The sequence below is a fragment of the Rahnella sp. PCH160 genome (assembly GCF_047784855.1).
Lineage (GTDB): Bacteria > Pseudomonadota > Gammaproteobacteria > Enterobacterales > Enterobacteriaceae > Rahnella.
In genome coordinates, this window is sequence record NZ_JBLOGT010000001.1 from 2,353,092 (window position 1) to 2,370,198 (window position 17,107).

Genomic DNA, 17,107 nt, shown 5'->3' on the forward strand with positions numbered 1-17,107 from the left:
GCGGCAAGTGAAGGAACCCCGATGAGCTTACTACTGTAAGTGATTCGGGTGAGTGAACGCAGCCAACCCATCTGCAGTTCGAAGTATGACAGGGAATAACGAGGTGGATATGTTTATCCAGGAAACGCTCAAGTTTGTGGTTGATATATTAAAAGTACCTTCTGTGCTGGTCGGGCTTATTGCATTAATTGGCCTGGTTGCGCAAAAGAAAAACTTTTCAGATGTGGTTAAGGGAACCGTTAAAACAATACTGGGCTTTTTAGTATTGGCGGGCGGTGCCACCGTATTGGTGGGCGCATTAAATCCACTCGGCGGCATGTTTGAACACGCCTTTAATATCCAGGGTATTATTCCAAACAACGAAGCTATTGTTTCCATCGCACTTGAGAAATTCGGTGCACCGACGGCCTTAATCATGGCGTTCGGTATGGTGGCAAACCTGATCGTGGCGCGCTTTACCCGTCTGAAATATGTGTTCCTGACCGGGCATCACACGTTTTATATGGCCTGTATGATCAGCGTTATCCTGACCGTTGCCGGTTTTGAAGGGGTTGCACTGGTCTTCACCGGTTCCCTGACGCTGGGCCTGATCATGGCATTCTTCCCGGCACTGGCGCAGCGTTATATGCGCAAAATCACCGGCAGCGACGATGTGGCATTCGGCCATTTCGGCACCATCGGTTATGTGTTATCGGGCTGGATCGGCAGCAAAGTCGGGAAGGGCTCACGCTCAACCGAAGAAATGAACCTGCCTAAAAACCTCAGTTTCCTGCGCGACAGCTCAATTTCCATCTCGCTGACCATGATCATCATTTACCTGATCATGGCGGTGTTTGCCGGGCAGATTTTTGTCGAGCAAACCTACAGCTCAGGCCAGAACTATCTGGTGTACTCCATCATCATGGCGATTACCTTCGCGGCGGGTGTGTTCATCATCCTGCAAGGTGTGCGCCTGATTCTGGCGGAAATCGTTCCGGCGTTCGTCGGCTTCTCCGAAAAACTGGTACCCAATGCCCGTCCGGCGCTGGATTGCCCGGTGGTGTATCCGTACGCTCCAAATGCCGTGCTGATTGGCTTCCTGTTCAGCTTCCTCGGCGGTCTGGTCGGTCTGTTCCTGTTAGGGCAGATGCATCTGGTGCTGATCCTGCCGGGCGTCGTGCCGCACTTCTTCACCGGTGCAACGGCGGGCGTGTTTGGTAATGCAACCGGTGGCCGCCGTGGCGCGATGGTCGGTGCTTTTGCCAACGGCGTGCTGATTACTTTCCTGCCTGTTCTGTTGTTACCGGTGCTCGGCGCGCTGGGCTTTGCCAACGCAACCTTCTCTGATGCGGACTTCGGCGTTATCGGTATTCTGCTGGGTAATCTGGCCCGCTTCATGTCGAAGGAAGGCATCATGGCGCTGATTGTCGGCATCTTCGCGGCACTGGTTGCCTGGAACTATCTCGGCAAAAAACCGGTGGCTGATAAAGAAGTCACTGAGAAGTAATTCCCTGCATCAATACGTTTCTTCAATCTAACCGGAAAACACTCATCCTGCCTGTTAGCAATAACAGGCCAGGATAAGTGCTCACTAAAATAAGGACCCATCAAGATGAAAGATGTCCAGGAGGTTCGTGAACTGGCCCGCCATATCCGCATCGAGACGCTGAAAATGCTGACCGGTCTGGGGTTCGGGCACTACGGCGGCAGCATGTCTGTGGTGGAAACGCTGGCCGTCCTGTACGGCGATGTGATGCGTATCGACCCGAGTAAACCGGACTGGCAGGAGCGCGATTATTTCGTGCTTTCCAAAGGCCATGCGGGCCCGGCGTTGTACGCCACGCTGGCGCTGAAGGGGTATTTCCCGGTCAGCGAGTTGCAAACGCTGAACCAAAACGGCACCCGTTTGCCGAGCCATCCGGACCGTCTGCGCACCACGGGTGTGGACGCCACAACCGGTTCACTCGGGCAGGGTGTTTCCATCGCGGCGGGTATGGCGCTTTCGCATAAGCTGGCTGGCCGTTCCAACCGCGTTTTCTGCATCCTTGGCGACGGTGAACTCAATGAAGGGCAGTGCTGGGAAGCCTTCCAGTTCATCGCTCACCACAATTTGCACAACCTGATACTGTTCATCGATTACAACAAACAACAACTCGACGGCACGCTGGATGAAGTGATTAAGCCTTTTGATCTGGCGGGAAAATTCAGTGCATTCGGGTTTGATGTACAAACCCTTAAAGGCGATGACGTAATGGCAATCAGCGAAGCCGTTACGCCGGTGCGCCATGCCGAACAACGTCCGCTGGTGGTGATCCTCGACAGCATAAAAGGGCAGGGCGTGAAGTATCTCGAGCAACTGGCGAACTCCCATCACCTGCGCTTAACGCCTGATGTAAAACTGGAAATTGAAAACGCTATTGCCGAGCTGGAGGCCGCCCATGTTTGAAGTCACTCTGGAATTGCAGAAAGATGCGGTTGAAATGCGCAAAGTTTACGCCAATACCGTGCGCGAGAAGATTGTTGAGAACACGCCGATTATCGCGCTGGAAGCCGACCTGATGAGCTCGATGGCAATGGACAGCGTGCACAAAGATCACCCGGATCACGTGATTAACTGCGGCATCATGGAAGCCAACGTGATTGGGGTGGCGGCAGGTTTATCGCTGACCGGCCGTGTGCCGTTTGTGCATACGTTTACCGCCTTCGCCAGCCGCCGTTGTTTCGATCAGCTGTTTATGTCGCTGGATTACCAGAAGAATAACGTCAAAATCATCGCCTCTGATGCGGGCGTCAGCGCCTGCCACAACGGTGGCACACACATGTCGTTTGAAGATATGGGGATTGTGCGCGGGCTGGCGAATTCGGTGGTGATGGAAGTGACCGATGCGGTGATGTTCCGCAATATCCTGTTGCAGCTGATGGATCTGAAAGGCTTTTACTGGGTGCGGACCATCCGCAAACAGGCCACGCAGGTTTACAAGGACGGTTCGACTTTCACCATCGGCAAGGCAAATCTGCTGCGTGACGGCAGCGATGTGACGCTGATTGCCAATGGCATTATGGTGGCGGAAGCGCTGAAGGCGGCAGAAATGCTGGAGCGCGAAGGCGTCAGCGCTGCCGTGATCGACATGTTTACACTCAAACCCATCGATAAAGACATCATTATTCAGTACGCAGCGAAAACGGGCAAAATCGTAACCTGTGAGAACCACAGTATTCATAACGGTCTGGGATCGGCGGTGGCAGAAGTGCTGGTAGAAAATCACCCCGTGCCGATGCGTCGTGTCGGCGTGAAAGAGCGTTACGGCCAGGTGGGAACGCAGGAGTTTTTACAGCAGGAATACGGCCTGACGGCTGAACATATTCTGGAAGCCGCCAAAGCGCTGCTGTGATTTCTATTGCGCCAAAAAAAACGCCGGTCAAAAAGACCGGCGTTTGGCGTTCAGAGGGTTAAGCTTATTTAGCTTCAGCCGCCGCATCTGCCTGAGCAGACTGAATCGCAGTCAGGGCAACGGTGTAGACGATATCGTCAACCAGCGCGCCACGTGACAGGTCGTTAACCGGTTTACGCATGCCTTGCAGCATCGGCCCGATAGAGACCAGATCCGCAGAACGCTGTACCGCTTTATACGTGGTGTTACCGGTGTTCAGATCAGGGAAGATGAACACGGTAGCTTTACCGGCAACCGGTGAGTTTGGTGCTTTGGATTTCGCTACGTCAGCCATAATAGCGGCGTCGTATTGCAGCGGACCATCGATGATCAGGTCAGGACGTTTTTCCTGCGCCAGACGGGTCGCTTCACGCACTTTCTCAACGTCGCTGCCAGCACCGGAGTCACCGGTTGAGTAGGAGATCATGGCAACACGTGGTTCGATACCGAAGGCAGCCGCAGAATCCGCAGACTGGATTGCGATTTCTGACAGTTGTTCAGCGGTTGGGTCCGGGTTGATCGCACAGTCGCCGTAAACCAGAACCTGGTCAGGCAGCAGCATGAAGAATACGGAAGACACCAGCGAGCTGCCCGGCGCGGTTTTGATCAGCTGCAACGGAGGACGAATGGTGTTTGCGGTGGTGTGAACAGCACCGGAAACCAGACCGTCAACGTTACCCTGTTCCAGCATCAGCGTGCCCAGAACCACGTTGTCTTCCAGTTGTTCGCGGGCAACCACTTCGGTCATCCCTTTGCTTTTACGCAGCTCAACCAGACGCGCAACGTATTCTTCACGCACAGCCACCGGATCTACGATTTCGATGCCTTTACCCAGCGTCACGCCCTGAGCCGCCGCAACACGTTTAATTTCGTCAGGGTTACCCAACAGAACGCATTCTGCGATACCACGTTCAGCACACAGCGCAGCCGCTTTCACGGTACGTGGCTCGTCGCCTTCAGGCAGAACGATGCGTTTGCCGGCTTTGCGGGCCAGTTCGGTCAGCTGATAACGGAAGGCCGGAGGAGACAGACGACGAGAACGCTCGGAGTGCGCGCTCAGCGAGTTGATCCAGTCAGCGTTGATGTGAGAAGCCACGTATTGTTGCAGTTTCTCAACGCGCTGATGGTCGTCCGCAGGCACTTCCAGATTGAAGCTTTGCAGGCTCAGGGAAGTCTGCCAGGTGTTGGTTTCTACCATGAAGACCGGCAGGCCAGTCTGGAAAGCACGTTCGCACAGCTGGTTGATGCGGTCATCAATTTCGTAGCCGCCGGTCAGCAGGATAGCGCCGATTTCAACGCCGTTCATCGCGGCCAGACAGGCTGAAACCAGCACGTCCGGACGGTCTGCGGAGGTCACCAGCAGTGAACCCGGACGGAAATGTTCCAGCATATGAGGAATGCTGCGTGCGCAGAAAGTCACAGACTTCACGCGGCGGGTTTTGACATCACCTTCGTTGATGATGCGGGCATTCAGGTGTTTCGCCATGTCGATTGCGCGGGTGGCAATCAGCTCGAAACTCCACGGAATGCAGCCCAGAACCGGCAGCGGGCTGTTGGCGAACAGCTGAGTCGGGTCAATGTTAGCGACGCTGGCTTTGGTGGAATCATCAAAGATTTCAGACAGGTCAGGACGTGTACGACCCTGATCGTCAACCGGTGCGTTCAGCTTATTGATGATAACGCCGGTGATGTTTTTGTTTTTGCTGCCGCCGAAGCTGCTGCTGGCCAGTTCGATACGCTCTTTCAGTTGTGCCGGAGAATCGTTACCCAGCGCCAGAACGAAGACGATTTCTGCGTTCAGGGTTTTGGCGATTTCATAGTTCAGGGCATTCGCGAACTGGTGTTTACGCGTTGGAACCAGACCTTCCACCAGAACGACTTCAGCGTCTTTGGTGTTTTCATGGTAACGCGCGATGATTTCTTCCATCAGCACGTCTTGCTGGTTTGAACTCAGCAAGGCTTCAACGTGGCTCATTTTCAGCGGTTCAGCTGCGGTCACGGTGGAGTTAGCACGAATGATGGTGGTGGTTTGGTCAGGAGCATCGCCGCCGGTACGCGGTTGCGCGATAGGCTTGAAGATGCTCAGGCTGACGCCTTTTTGTTCCATTGCACGGATCACACCCAGGCTGACGCTGGTCAGACCTACGCTGGTGCCTGTTGGGATCAACATAATTGTACGAGACACGGCTAAACCTCTTTGACGGTTGCCAGGCAAGAACATTCGCAGGTTTGTGCAGAGGGGATAATGATCAGCATAAGCGCGATGATCATCCTGCGCGGTGCGTCCAAACGGGCGGCGTTTGCCTTTTATGATAGTAAAAAAATGACTGCCAGCTTTCGCTGGCAGTTAAGGGTCGTTTTATGCGGTCAGACGCGCGGCGTCTTGGGCAATCACCAGCTCTTCGTTGGTTGGGATGACCAGAGCGGCACGGGTGCCTTCTTTGTTGATTGCACCGGATTTGCCAAAGCGTGCAGCCAGATTGCGCTCGTGGTCAACTTCAAAGCCCAGCAGGCCCAGTTTATCCAGTGACAATTCGCGAACCATTGCCGCGTTTTCGCCGATACCGCCGGTGAACACGATAGCGTCCAGACGGCCTTCCATCAGTGAAGTATACGCACCGATGTATTTCGCCAGACGGTGGCAGAACACGTCCATTGCACGTTTAGCGTCAGCTTTGGTGGTGTAGTTGTCTTCAACATAACGGCAGTCGCTGGTAACTTCGGTCAGGCCCAGCAGGCCGGATTCTTTAGTCAGCATTTTGTTGATTTGATCAACGCTCATGCCCAGAGAATCATGCAGATGGAAGATGATTGCCGGGTCGATGTCACCGCTGCGGGTGCCCATGACCAGACCTTCGAGCGGGGTCAGACCCATGGAAGTATCCACGCATTTACCGTTACGGATTGCGCTGACAGAACCGCCGTTACCCAGGTGGCAAGTGATCAGGTTCACTTCTTCCACTGGTTTGTTCAGCATTTTTGCGGCTTCCTGCGTCACATAGAAGTGGCTGGTGCCGTGCGCGCCGTAACGACGGATGTGATGATCTTTATACAGGCTGTACGGCAGCGCGTAGAGGTAAGATTCTTCAGGCATGGTCTGATGGAACGCGGTGTCGAAGACAGCAACGTTTTTGTCAGCCAGTTTAGGGAAAGATTTCAGTGCTTCATCGATACCGATCAGGTGAGCCGGGTTGTGCAACGGTGCAAACGGGATAGATTCTTTGATACCCTCGATGACAGCGTCGGTGATCAGCATGGATTTCGTCAGCTTTTCGCCGCCATGAACGATGCGGTGGCCGATTGCTACCAGCTCTGCAGACAGCTCAGGTTTTTGGCTCAGAATGTTGTTAACGATGTATTTCAGCGCTTCGCTGTGTGCGGCACCCGCACCTAAAGCGGCTTCTTCTTTGCCACCGTCCATTTTCCATTTAATGCGTGCTTCTGGCAGATGGAAACATTCGGCTAAACCTGAAATGTGTTCTTCACCGTTTGCTGCATCAATGATGGCAAACTTAAGAGAAGAACTACCACAGTTAAGAACCAGTACAAGCTTACTCGACATGGAAGTACCTATTTATTGTTGGTGCTGTTTAAAAAAAACAATACACGTGGTTAATAAATCGTCAGTCTGACATCAAGCGTAGCGCATAATGGCGGCGACAATTATGATTAACATCATGCCAGAGAGCCATAACAGGCATGACGATGAAAAAGCTGAAGAATCGCCGGGCCTGGATTTTTTAATCACCCGGATAACCGGCAAACGTCAGGCCGATAGACCCAAACGTTTCAGTTATGCACCTTCAGAATGTTACTAATAAGTAAAAACACTAACAAAAAATACAATAACTAATTACAAAACCACCCGCCGCAAGGCACTATGCTTAATGTAGGGAGAGAACATTGCAATTTCGTGTTCCCGCCCCAACTTTATATTAACCTTGCCGGCTGAGAGGTATGCAAGGCTGCGATAGAATACCGACAGGTGCCAGCAAAAACAAAATATATTTTATCGTGGTAAACTCCAGTTTGTGTTTTACAAATAAATTTTAAATTTTATACGTGAAGTTGAGGTGCATCTATGACGAGTAAGCCAACAGGCTCCGTAGGCTGGTTCCAGGTTTTCCAGCGCGGACAGCACTATATGAAAACATGGCCGTCAGATAAGCGCCTGGCTCCGGTGTTCCCAGAGAACCGGATTTCCAGTGCCACCCGATTTGCCGTTCGCGTTATGCCCGCCGTCGCTGTTTTTACGCTGAGCTGGCAAATTGCCATGGGCGGACAACTGGGCCCGGCTGTAGCAACCGCCATTTTTGCCTGTAGCCTGCCGATGCAAGGGCTGTGGTGGCTTGGCCGCCGTTCCCTGACGCCACTGCCGCCGACGCTGATGAGCTGGTTTCACGATGTGCGCAATAAACTCGTCGAAGCCGGGCAGGCATTAGCGCCTATCGAAGGCACGCCGACGTATCAGTCGCTGGCCGATGTGCTTAAACGAGCTTTCAAGCAACTCGATAAAACCTTTTTAGACGATCTGTAATTCTGCCTGTCCCGTCATTAACATCGTTTTACGCCGCATTTTGACCGGAGGAACGTCTCCTCCGGTGATTATTTCAGATGAGATCCAGACCCAAATCAAAGAATGGTGTGCTTGCGATTTCGCAGAACTTTGCGCTATGCCATGCTTTGCGCATTATGCAGACATGAGGATTTTCACGATGGAAATGACGAACGCTCAACGCCTGATTTTGTCGAATCAATATAAAATGATGACCATGCTGGATCCCGATAATACGGAGCGCTATCGCCGGTTACAAACCGTGATCGAACGAGGTTTTGGTTTGCAAATGCGCGAGCTGGACAGGGACTTTGGCGAATTGCCGGAAGAAACCTGCCGCACCGTTATTAACATTATGGAAATGCATCATGCGATGCAGGTTTCATGGACTAACCTGAAAGACACGCAGGATTTAGACCGCCGCCGTATTGATTTCCTCGGTTTTGATGCCGCAACGGAATCCCGCTATTTAAGCTATGTCCGCTTTATGGTGAATACCGAAGGGCGTTACACTGATTTTGATGCGGGGACGCACGGCTTTAACGCACAGACCAAAATGTGGGATAAATACCAGCGGATGCTGGCGGTATGGCAATCTTGTCCCCGTCAGTACCATTTGAGCGCCGTAGAGATAGCGCAAATTATCAATGCCTAAATTGAGATAACTAAAGAGGAATTGCCTGTGGAGTGCAAAGGTTTCTTATTCGACCTTGATGGAACGTTAGTGGATTCACTGCCCGCTGTAGAGCGTTCCTGGATTAACTGGGCACTCAGCTGGGGGGCTAACCCGCGGGATGTGCTGGCATTTATTCACGGCAAACAGGCAATCACTTCTTTACGTCATTTTATGGAAGGCGCAAGCGAAGACAAGATTCAGGAAGAGTTCGATAAACTGGAAAAAATTGAAGCCACGGACACCGAAGGGGTTACCGCTCTGCCGGGCGCTCATCTTATTCTGAGCGAACTCAACCGCATGAACATCCCGTGGGCGATTGTGACCTCAGGTTCTATGCCTGTGGCCAGCGCGCGCCACAAAGCGGCAAATTTGCCCGAGCCTGAAGTGTTCATCACGGCGGAGCAGGTTAAACACGGTAAGCCTAAGCCCGATGCCTATCTGCTGGGCGCTGAGCGTCTGGGGCTGGCGCCGGAAGATTGCGTCGTGGTGGAAGATGCCGCGGCAGGCGTGATGGCCGGTCTGGCTGCCGGTTGTAAAGTGATCGCGGTTAATGCGCCGTCAGACACGCCGGGAATCGAAGACGTAGATTTCGATCTTTCCTCGCTGGAAATTCTGCTGCTTAATCCCTCCGAGCACGGTGTGACCGTGAGCCTTCGCTAAGCGCAGAAAAAATACAATTTACGCCTTTTAATTGATATGAACCCCGCAGCAGCGGGGTTTTTTTATGCCATCCTAATACCCGTCATACTTCAAACTGCCTCTGCGTTGGCCGCCTTCACAAATCCCGGTCACTTACTCTTGTAAGCTCCCGAGATTTATTCCATTGCCGCCTTGATGCAATTTGAATTATTTGGGGTATTCACTGAGTTTATGCCTGCCATCTCAACGCAAAAGGAGTTTGTTTTGACCGGTGAATTAATCTGGGTAGTGATACTGCTTGTGATCGCCATGGTGTTGTTCGCGCGCAATACGTTGCGGATGGATATCGTGGCGTTACTTGTCATCATTGCTTTCGTGCTGAGCGGAACGCTGACCATCAATGAAGCGCTGGCCGGATTCAGTGACCCGAACGTGATTCTGATCGCAGCACTGTTTGTCGTCGGGCACGGTCTGGTGAGAACCGGCGTGGCTTACCAGGTGGGCGACTGGCTGATGAAAGTCGCGGGTAACAGCGAAACCCGGATGCTGGTTTTACTGATGCTGACCGTCGCCGGGTTGGGCGCGTTCATGAGCTCGACCGGCGTGGTGGCGATTTTTATTCCCGTCGTTATCAGCGTTTCTGCCCGTATGAAAATCTCCCCCGCACGCCTGATGATGCCGCTAAGTTTTGCCGGGCTGATCAGCGGAATGATGACGCTGGTCGCCACGCCGCCCAACATGGTGGTTAACAGCGAATTACTGCGCGAAGGGTTTGACGGTTTTGGTTTCTTTGGCGTGACGCCCGTGGGGCTGGTGGTACTGGTGATGGGCGTAGGATATATGCTGGTTGCCCGCCGGTGGTTGTCATCCGATGATGCCTCGCAGAATAAACAGCGCTGGAAACGCCGTACTTTCCGTGATCTTATTCGTGATTATCATCTGACCGGGCGTGCGCGCCGCATGACGGTTCGTCCCGGTTCCCCGCTGGTTGGACGCACGCTGGACGATTTGCACCTGCGTTCCCGCTACGGCGCAAATGTGGTAGGCATTGAGCGCTGGCGTAAGTTTCGCCGCGTCATGATCAGCGCGACCGGTAACACCGAACTGTTTGCCCGCGATGTGTTGTTGCTGGACATGGCCGACCCCGAGGTTTCTGTTCGCCAGTTCTGTACCGATGAAATGCTTGAACCGATGGTGTTACGTGGCGAGTATTTTTCCGAGCAGTCGCGGGATGTCGGAATGGCGGAAGTTTCGCTTATTCCCGATTCTGAGCTGCTGGGCAAAACGCTGCGCGACGTGGCGTTCCGCTCGACTTATGGCCTGAACGTGGTCGGTATCCGCAGGCAGGGCGAAGCGCTGGACGGTAAACTGGTTGATGAAGAATTACAACTGGGCGATATGCTGCTGGTGATTGGCGACTGGAAACTCATCCGCCAGCTACAACAGCAAATGCATGATTTCATCGTGCTGAATCTGCCCGCAGAAGTGGATGAAGTCGCGCCCGCGCTCAGCCAGGCGCCACATGCGCTGTTTTGTCTGGCGCTGATGGTGGCGTTAATGCTCACCGACGACGTACCGAACGCCATCGCGGCCATTATTGCCTGTATGTTGATGGGCAAGTTCCGTTGCATCACGATGGAGGGCGCGTATAAAGCCATTCACTGGCCCAGCCTGTTACTCATTGTCGGGATGATGCCTTTCGCGCTGGCGCTGCAAAAAACCGGCGGTGTGGCGCTGATTGTGAAAGGTTTGATGGAGGTGAGCGGGGGATATGGCCCGTACATGATGCTGCTGAGTTTGTTTGTGCTCTGCGCCGCTATCGGGCTGTTTATTTCCAATACTGCAACGGCCGTACTGATGGCACCGATCGCCATTGCGGCGGCGCATCAGATGGGCGTTTCGCCTTATCCGTTTACCATGATTATCGCGATTGCGGCCTCGGCGGCGTTCATGACGCCGGTTTCATCACCGGTGAATACACTGGTGATGGTGCCCGGCAACTACAAGTTCGGCGATTTCATCCGCATAGGCGTGCCGTTTACGCTGCTGGTGATGGCCGTCAGCATTTTTCTGGTGCCGGTACTTTTCCCTTTCTGACCTATAGAAGGCGATCAGAGCGGGGAATCGAGGCTGATTTCATCCAGTGACAGACTGAAGCTCGGGACAAAGACTTCCATGAAGTAGTCCATTTCCGGGCTTTTTCTGTCGGCCAGTGTTTTCTCCAGACGCGCTTTTGCCAGCGTAAATTCGTTATTTCCCGCAGACAGTTCTTCCAGACATTTCAGGTAAGCACACAGGGCATCAGCCTGTTTTACCGTCAGTTTTTCTTCTTCCGTGTAATAGTGCTCGTCAATCAGCGGACGGAAATCTTCCTGCAATTCTTTAGGCAGCATTTCAATCAGCTTTTGCTGAGCAATTTTCTCGATTTTTTTGTATTCATGGGCAATTTGCGGATTGTAATACTTGATGGGCGTCGGCATGTCGCCGGTCAGCACTTCGCTGGCATCGTGATACATCGCAAGCAGGGAAACGCGTTCGGCGCTGAGATTGCCATTAAATTTGCGGTTTTTGATCACGGCTAAAGCATGCGCCACAAAGGCGACCTGCAGGCTGTGCTCGGACACATTCTCCGTGCGGACGTTGCGCATCAGCGGCCAGCGGCTGATCAGTTTAAGACGGGAAAGGTGGGCGAAGAAATGGCTCTGACTCATAGCACTCTCAATAACAACGGTGAATGAGAGTCCATTGTGAGCAGTGCGAAACCGTTATGCAAATGCGGAAATGCGCAGAAAGTAAAAAGGGCGCAGATGTCTGCGCCCTGATCATTACTGACGGTAGGTTTCGAGGAAACGGCCAAACTTGTTCACCGCCATTTCCAGTTCGTCCACGCGTGGCAGCGTGACGATACGGACGTGATCCGGGTAAGGCCAGTTAAAGGCAGAACCCTGAACCAGCAGCACTTTTTGCTGTAACAGCAAATCAAGCACCATTTTCTGATCGTCATGAATATTGAAACGCTTGGCATCAATACGTGGGAACATGTACAACGCACCTTTCGGTTTCACGCAGGACACACCTGGGATCTGGTTAATCAGTTCCCACGCGCGGTCACGCTGTTCGACCAGACGCCCGCCCGGCTGAATGAATTCGCTGATACTCTGGTAACCGCCCAATGCCGTCTGAATGGCGTGTTGCATCGGCACGTTGGCGCACAACCGCATAGAAGCCAGCATTTCCAGACCCTCTATATAGCCTTTCGCGTGCTTTTTCGGGCCGTTCAGCACCATCCAGCCCTGACGGAAACCCGCCACGCGGTAGGTTTTAGACAGACCATTGAACGTCACGGTCAGTAGATCCGGTGCCAGCGCTGCAATGGAGATGTGTTGGGCTTCGTCGTAGAGGATCTTGTCGTAAATTTCGTCGGCAAAGATGATCAGGTTATGTTCACGCGCAATCTCGACGATCTGCATCAGCAATTCCTTGCTGTAAACCGCACCGGTCGGATTGTTCGGGTTGATGATCACAATGCCACGGGTGCGCGGCGTGATTTTGTCACGAATATCGGCAATATCCGGGAACCAGTCGGCCCCTTCATCACACAGGTAATGCACCGCGTTACCGCCGGAGAGGGAAACAGCAGCGGTCCACAGCGGATAATCGGGTGCAGGCACCAGCATTTCGTCGCCTGTATTCAGCAGCGCCTGCATCGACTGAACGATCAGCTCAGAAACACCGTTACCGATGTAAATGTCTTCAACCGTGATGTCACGCATGTCGCGCGCCTGATAATGCTGCATGATCGCTTTACGTGCAGAAAACAGGCCTTTTGAATCACAGTACCCCTGTGAGGTCGGTAAGTTGCGGATAACGTCGATCAGGATTTCATCAGGCGCGTCGAAACCGAACGGGGCGGGGTTGCCGATGTTAAGTTTGAGGACTTTGTTGCCTTCTTCTTCAAGACGTTTTGCTTCTTTAAGCACCGGGCCGCGAATGTCATAACAGACGTTGTCCAGTTTGTGGGATTTTTCAATCGGGGACATGTAAATGGGAGCCTTTTGCAGTAAAGCCTGTTCTTCCCTGGCGCGTAGCGACCGTAGAACAGTGCGAAGGGCTCAATTTACTCCCCCGGAGCGGGTGTGAGAAGGGCTTCGCACCGTTTTGGTGAAAAACAGCAGTAATGTAGTCTGCTGTGGGTTTTTACCTTGGCTTGCAGGACAGTAAATGGTTTTTAATTCTTATGGTTTGTGGTTTATTGATTTTTTATTTTGCAAATGATCGATTTGTAACCGATAAACTCACTGTTTTTGCTGCACTGTGATCGCCCCTCAAAAGTTGCAGTTGCCTTTTTTTTGAACAGAACATCATGAAAACTTACCAAAGCTCGACTAATTCTGAAAAAAAATGCAGCTGCATGATTGTCAGTGAAAAAAGCTTAACGAGAATTAGTTTTATTTATCTAATGATTAATAGTAAGTGCTGGATAAATGATCATGTCATGGCAATATCTGAATCCTATTCTTTTTAGAATAAGTGAATGCTTTCTGACATATATTTAATAAAAATCCCTATAAACAATATTTGATAAAACAAGAAAAATCTTAATGTTCATTCAACGAATGACGTGAAGCATGTAAAGCTTATTCACATGACATGATGAATTTATTGGATTATATTTCTGGAGCCCAGTTTCATTAGTTAATTTAGCTTATGTTTTGTCGGCGAAAGCCTCGGGATTGTCAGGCCTTTGTCAATGACGGGCGGGCGCGGGAGGACTGTGGAACGCTTTGCAGGGACAGACTATATTAAATAAGATGCTCTAATGATTCATGCTTTATGCGAAATTATTGTGCGTGCTTTTAATGGTTCGATACTCACAAAGTGGAAAACTTTCATGCACAAATATTTCTCAATTTCACTTATCAAATGCGTGAGTATCTGCCATATCTGGTATTCTGCTTTTTGCGGGTACTTTGACGCACCATCAGGGTAGCTTGTTATTAGATTCTATAAAGTGAAGAAAAACTATGACAATTGCAAATCGTCCAATCCTCAATCTCGACCTTGACCTGTTGAGGACATTTGTAGCTGTTGCTGATTTAAATACGTTCGCTGCGGCTGCTGCTGCCGTGTGTCGTACTCAGTCGGCAGTCAGCCAACAAATGCAACGTCTAGAACAACTCGTTGGAAAAGAACTGTTTGCCAGACATGGACGCAATAAATTATTAACTGAACACGGTATTCAGTTATTGGGGTACGCCAGGAAAATTCTTCGTTTCAACGACGAAGCGTGCACCTCTTTGATGTACAGCAATGTTCAGGGCGGGATAACGATTGGTGCGTCAGACGATACGGCTGACACCATCCTACCGTTCCTGCTTAGCCGCGTGACCTCGGTCTATCCAAAGCTGTCTATTGATGTTCGCGTGAAACGCAGCCCGTTTATGTTGTCGATGCTGGAAAGTGAGGAAGTCGATTTGGCCATCACGACGATGACCAATACCGATCATCCGCACATTGTCCTGCGGACTTCGCCAACATTATGGTACTGCTCGGCTGATTTTGCCTATCCGTCAGGGGACAGCGTGCCGCTGGTGGTGCTTGATGAGCCCAGCCCGTATCGTATGATGGCGATAGAGCATCTTAACCAGGCTGGGATCCCGTGGCGCATTGCGTATGTGGCATCAACATTGTCTGCAATCCGTGCCGCCGTTCGTGCCGGGTTAGGCGTGACCGCACGACCGATTGAAATGATGAGCCCGGAACTGCGTGTTTTGGGCGAGCAGGATGGTTTGCCACGGCTGCCGGATACTCAGTACGTGTTGTACAAAAACGCCCGTTGCGAAAATGAACTGGCGATGGCGATTTTCAACGCCGTTGAGCAAGGGAATGATCCTTATTCTCTCAGTGCCTATGGTCCCCGTCCCGTTGTGGATGACGATCATGAGTTCCTGGCAGACTCTCAAAGTTAAAAATAACCCCGGCTTTACCTTCCGCCTCCGATCATTGGGGCGGGGGTAAAAGCTTCTACCTCTTTAGAGGTGGTAAAGTCATATTTTTAGCGCTTTACTTTAATAACATCCCTCAAACCTTATTTTTCCTGTATTAACGCCTTTCCTTTCCCGCTATGACTGTCATCTTCGTTGACTATCACTTCACTAAATGACGCAATATCCTGAATTTTTTTAGGTTAAAAAAATGCATCAATTTTTTCCGCAAATCGCTTGTCGTTTTTTGAAAACCCACAAAACTTGTTAAAAGTGTGGCCTTTTTTCTCTCAAAATTGACAGAACTCTGACATGGATCAAAAAAATACCCCCATTAAGAGAGTGGAAGCGCTGAGTATTCCTGCGACAATAGGAAAGTCCGAAAGATGTCATAACTCCCATCCCAGGCTTATGCTTTATCACGGTATTTAACTGACACGATTTAGCTTATGTACCGTCGCATGATATGTTAATTAAATGATAAGCATGTAAACTAATGTGGAGATACCTTTGTCAAAGTTGACAAAAGGTTATAGAAAAGGGTAAAAAGCCCACAACAAATCACTGGCTTAATGCCTTGTTGAGCCGTGAACTGTGTGGTTATTAATCCTTCCCTTGAATCGATGTGGTGCGCAAACTGCCGACCCTAAGAGCAGATGCCAAAGTGCCACTTTTGATGAGTAAGCAATGAGTATGTCAACAGCCACTGAAGTCATCGCTCAACACTGGGCGTTCGCCGTTTTTCTTATCGTTGCCGTTGGGCTGTGCTGCCTGATGTTACTGGGCGCCGCGTTCCTTGGCGGGAGAGCCAGAGCACGCTACAAAAACACGCCTTTTGAATCAGGTATCGCCTCGGTGGGCACTGCCCGTCTGCGCCTTTCCGCCAAGTTCTATCTTGTTGCAATGTTTTTCGTCATCTTCGACGTTGAAGCCCTGTATCTCTATGCATGGTCAACGTCAATCCGCGAAAGCGGCTGGACGGGATTCGTTGAAGCCACCATTTTCATTTTGGTACTGCTGGCCGGTTTGTTCTATCTGGTGCGAATTGGCGCACTCGACTGGACCCCAACTCGTTCGAAAGGACCTGTGAAACCGAGCCCGGCAATTAATACCAACAATCACCCTCAGTAAGCAGTCATAGCGAGGCATTAAGATGGACTATACGCTCACCCGCATAGACCCGGACGGTGAGAACGACCGTTACCCTCTGCAGTCTCAGGAGGTCGTCGGCGATCCTCTTCAGGAGCAGGTTAAGCGCAGCGTTTTCATGGGAAATCTCCAGGAATCACTGCACGGCATGGTGAACTGGGGACGCAAAAACTCCCTCTGGCCCTATAACTTCGGCCTTTCCTGCTGCTACGTCGAAATGGTGACGTCATTCACTGCGGTGCATGACGTTGCGCGTTTTGGGGCAGAAGTTCTGCGTGCATCACCCCGTCAGGCTGACTTCATGGTGGTTGCAGGTACCTGCTTCACCAAAATGGCCCCGGTTATTCAGCGCCTGTATGACCAGATGCTGGAACCCAAATGGGTGATTTCGATGGGTGCCTGTGCGAATTCCGGCGGCATGTACGATATTTATTCTGTGGTGCAGGGCGTGGATAAATTCTTGCCTGTCGACGTGTATATCCCGGGTTGCCCGCCGCGGCCGGAAGCGTATATGCAGGCATTACTGCTGCTGCAGGAATCTATCGGTAAAGAACGTCGCCCATTGTCATGGGTTGTCGGCGATCAGGGTGTTTACCGCGCGAATATGCAGTCTGAAAAAGAGCGTAAACGTGCTGAGCGTATTGCCGTGACAAATCTGCGTTCGCCGGACGAGATTTAACACTGCGGTCTGAGA

15 protein-coding genes are annotated in these 17,107 nt (G+C 51.6%); 11 read left to right on the forward strand and 4 right to left on the reverse strand.

The features are described from left to right. Positions 1–109 precede the first annotated feature (109 nt). From ACM5QY_RS11055 to ACM5QY_RS11065, 3 genes are all read left to right on the forward strand, one after another. The gene (locus tag ACM5QY_RS11055) at positions 110–1,486 is read left to right on the forward strand and encodes a PTS ascorbate transporter subunit IIC (RefSeq protein ID WP_416122868.1); all 1,377 of its coding nucleotides are present in this window, start codon (positions 110–112) and stop codon (positions 1,484–1,486) included. Between the two features lie 105 nt (positions 1,487–1,591). Then, complete coding sequence (locus tag ACM5QY_RS11060) at positions 1,592–2,425, forward strand: transketolase (RefSeq protein ID WP_416120664.1); 834 nt, start codon at positions 1,592–1,594, stop codon at positions 2,423–2,425. Next, entirely contained in the window at positions 2,418–3,371 is a 954-nt protein-coding gene (locus ACM5QY_RS11065; RefSeq protein WP_416120665.1) for a transketolase family protein, read from the forward strand. The genes ACM5QY_RS11060 and ACM5QY_RS11065 overlap by 8 nt, the downstream gene beginning before the upstream one ends. A 64-nt stretch (positions 3,372–3,435) precedes the next feature. Here ACM5QY_RS11065 and pta read toward each other — a convergent pair whose 3' ends face one another. Together pta and ackA are read right to left on the reverse strand one after the other, a co-directional pair. Beyond that, entirely contained in the window at positions 3,436–5,580 is a 2,145-nt protein-coding gene (pta, locus tag ACM5QY_RS11070) for a phosphate acetyltransferase (protein ID WP_416122869.1), read from the reverse strand. Between the two features lie 189 nt (positions 5,581–5,769). After that, positions 5,770–6,972, reverse strand: a complete 1,203-nt coding sequence (ackA, locus tag ACM5QY_RS11075; RefSeq protein ID WP_416120666.1) for an acetate kinase — start codon at positions 6,970–6,972, stop codon at positions 5,770–5,772. 103 nt (positions 6,973–7,075) lie between these two features. Here ackA and ACM5QY_RS11080 point away from each other — a divergent pair, with 103 nt between their 5' ends. From ACM5QY_RS11080 to ACM5QY_RS11100, 5 genes are all read left to right on the forward strand, one after another. Further along, entirely contained in the window at positions 7,076–7,228 is a 153-nt protein-coding gene (locus tag ACM5QY_RS11080; RefSeq protein WP_416120667.1) for a hypothetical protein, read from the forward strand. Positions 7,229–7,491: 263 nt separating this feature from the next. Beyond that, positions 7,492–7,947 (forward strand): terminus macrodomain insulation protein YfbV, encoded by a 456-nt coding sequence (gene yfbV / locus ACM5QY_RS11085; RefSeq protein ID WP_104921265.1) that lies wholly within the window; start codon positions 7,492–7,494, stop codon positions 7,945–7,947. Between the two features lie 178 nt (positions 7,948–8,125). Continuing rightward, complete coding sequence (locus ACM5QY_RS11090; RefSeq protein WP_416120668.1) at positions 8,126–8,620, forward strand: YfbU family protein; 495 nt, start codon at positions 8,126–8,128, stop codon at positions 8,618–8,620. Between the two features lie 27 nt (positions 8,621–8,647). Beyond that, a complete protein-coding gene (locus ACM5QY_RS11095) occupies positions 8,648–9,301 on the forward strand; it encodes a sugar phosphatase (protein WP_416120669.1) in 654 nt (217 codons plus the stop codon). Between the two features lie 243 nt (positions 9,302–9,544). Next, positions 9,545–11,377, forward strand: a complete 1,833-nt coding sequence (locus ACM5QY_RS11100) for an SLC13 family permease (RefSeq protein WP_416120670.1) — start codon at positions 9,545–9,547, stop codon at positions 11,375–11,377. A gap of 14 nt (positions 11,378–11,391) precedes the next feature. Here the strand turns inward: ACM5QY_RS11100 and yfbR are convergent, their stop codons facing one another. Next, positions 11,392–11,991 (reverse strand): 5'-deoxynucleotidase, encoded by a 600-nt coding sequence (yfbR, locus tag ACM5QY_RS11105; protein ID WP_416120671.1) that lies wholly within the window; start codon positions 11,989–11,991, stop codon positions 11,392–11,394. A 114-nt stretch (positions 11,992–12,105) separates the two neighbouring features. Beyond that, entirely contained in the window at positions 12,106–13,320 is a 1,215-nt protein-coding gene (locus tag ACM5QY_RS11110) for a pyridoxal phosphate-dependent aminotransferase (RefSeq protein WP_416120672.1), read from the reverse strand. Between the two features lie 984 nt (positions 13,321–14,304). On the opposite strand from ACM5QY_RS11110, the gene lrhA reads away from it, so the two are divergent. The 3 genes from lrhA to ACM5QY_RS11125 all read left to right on the forward strand — a co-directional run bounded on the left by lrhA (position 14,305) and on the right by ACM5QY_RS11125 (position 17,092). Then, complete coding sequence (gene lrhA, locus ACM5QY_RS11115; protein ID WP_152324369.1) at positions 14,305–15,249, forward strand: transcriptional regulator LrhA; 945 nt, start codon at positions 14,305–14,307, stop codon at positions 15,247–15,249. 702 nt (positions 15,250–15,951) lie between these two features. Further along, positions 15,952–16,395, forward strand: coding sequence for an NADH-quinone oxidoreductase subunit A (locus ACM5QY_RS11120; protein WP_104921271.1), 444 nt, complete (start codon positions 15,952–15,954; stop codon positions 16,393–16,395). Positions 16,396–16,417: 22 nt separating this feature from the next. Continuing rightward, positions 16,418–17,092, forward strand: coding sequence for a NuoB/complex I 20 kDa subunit family protein (locus tag ACM5QY_RS11125; protein WP_013574590.1), 675 nt, complete (start codon positions 16,418–16,420; stop codon positions 17,090–17,092). Positions 17,093–17,107: the final 15 nt, after the last annotated feature.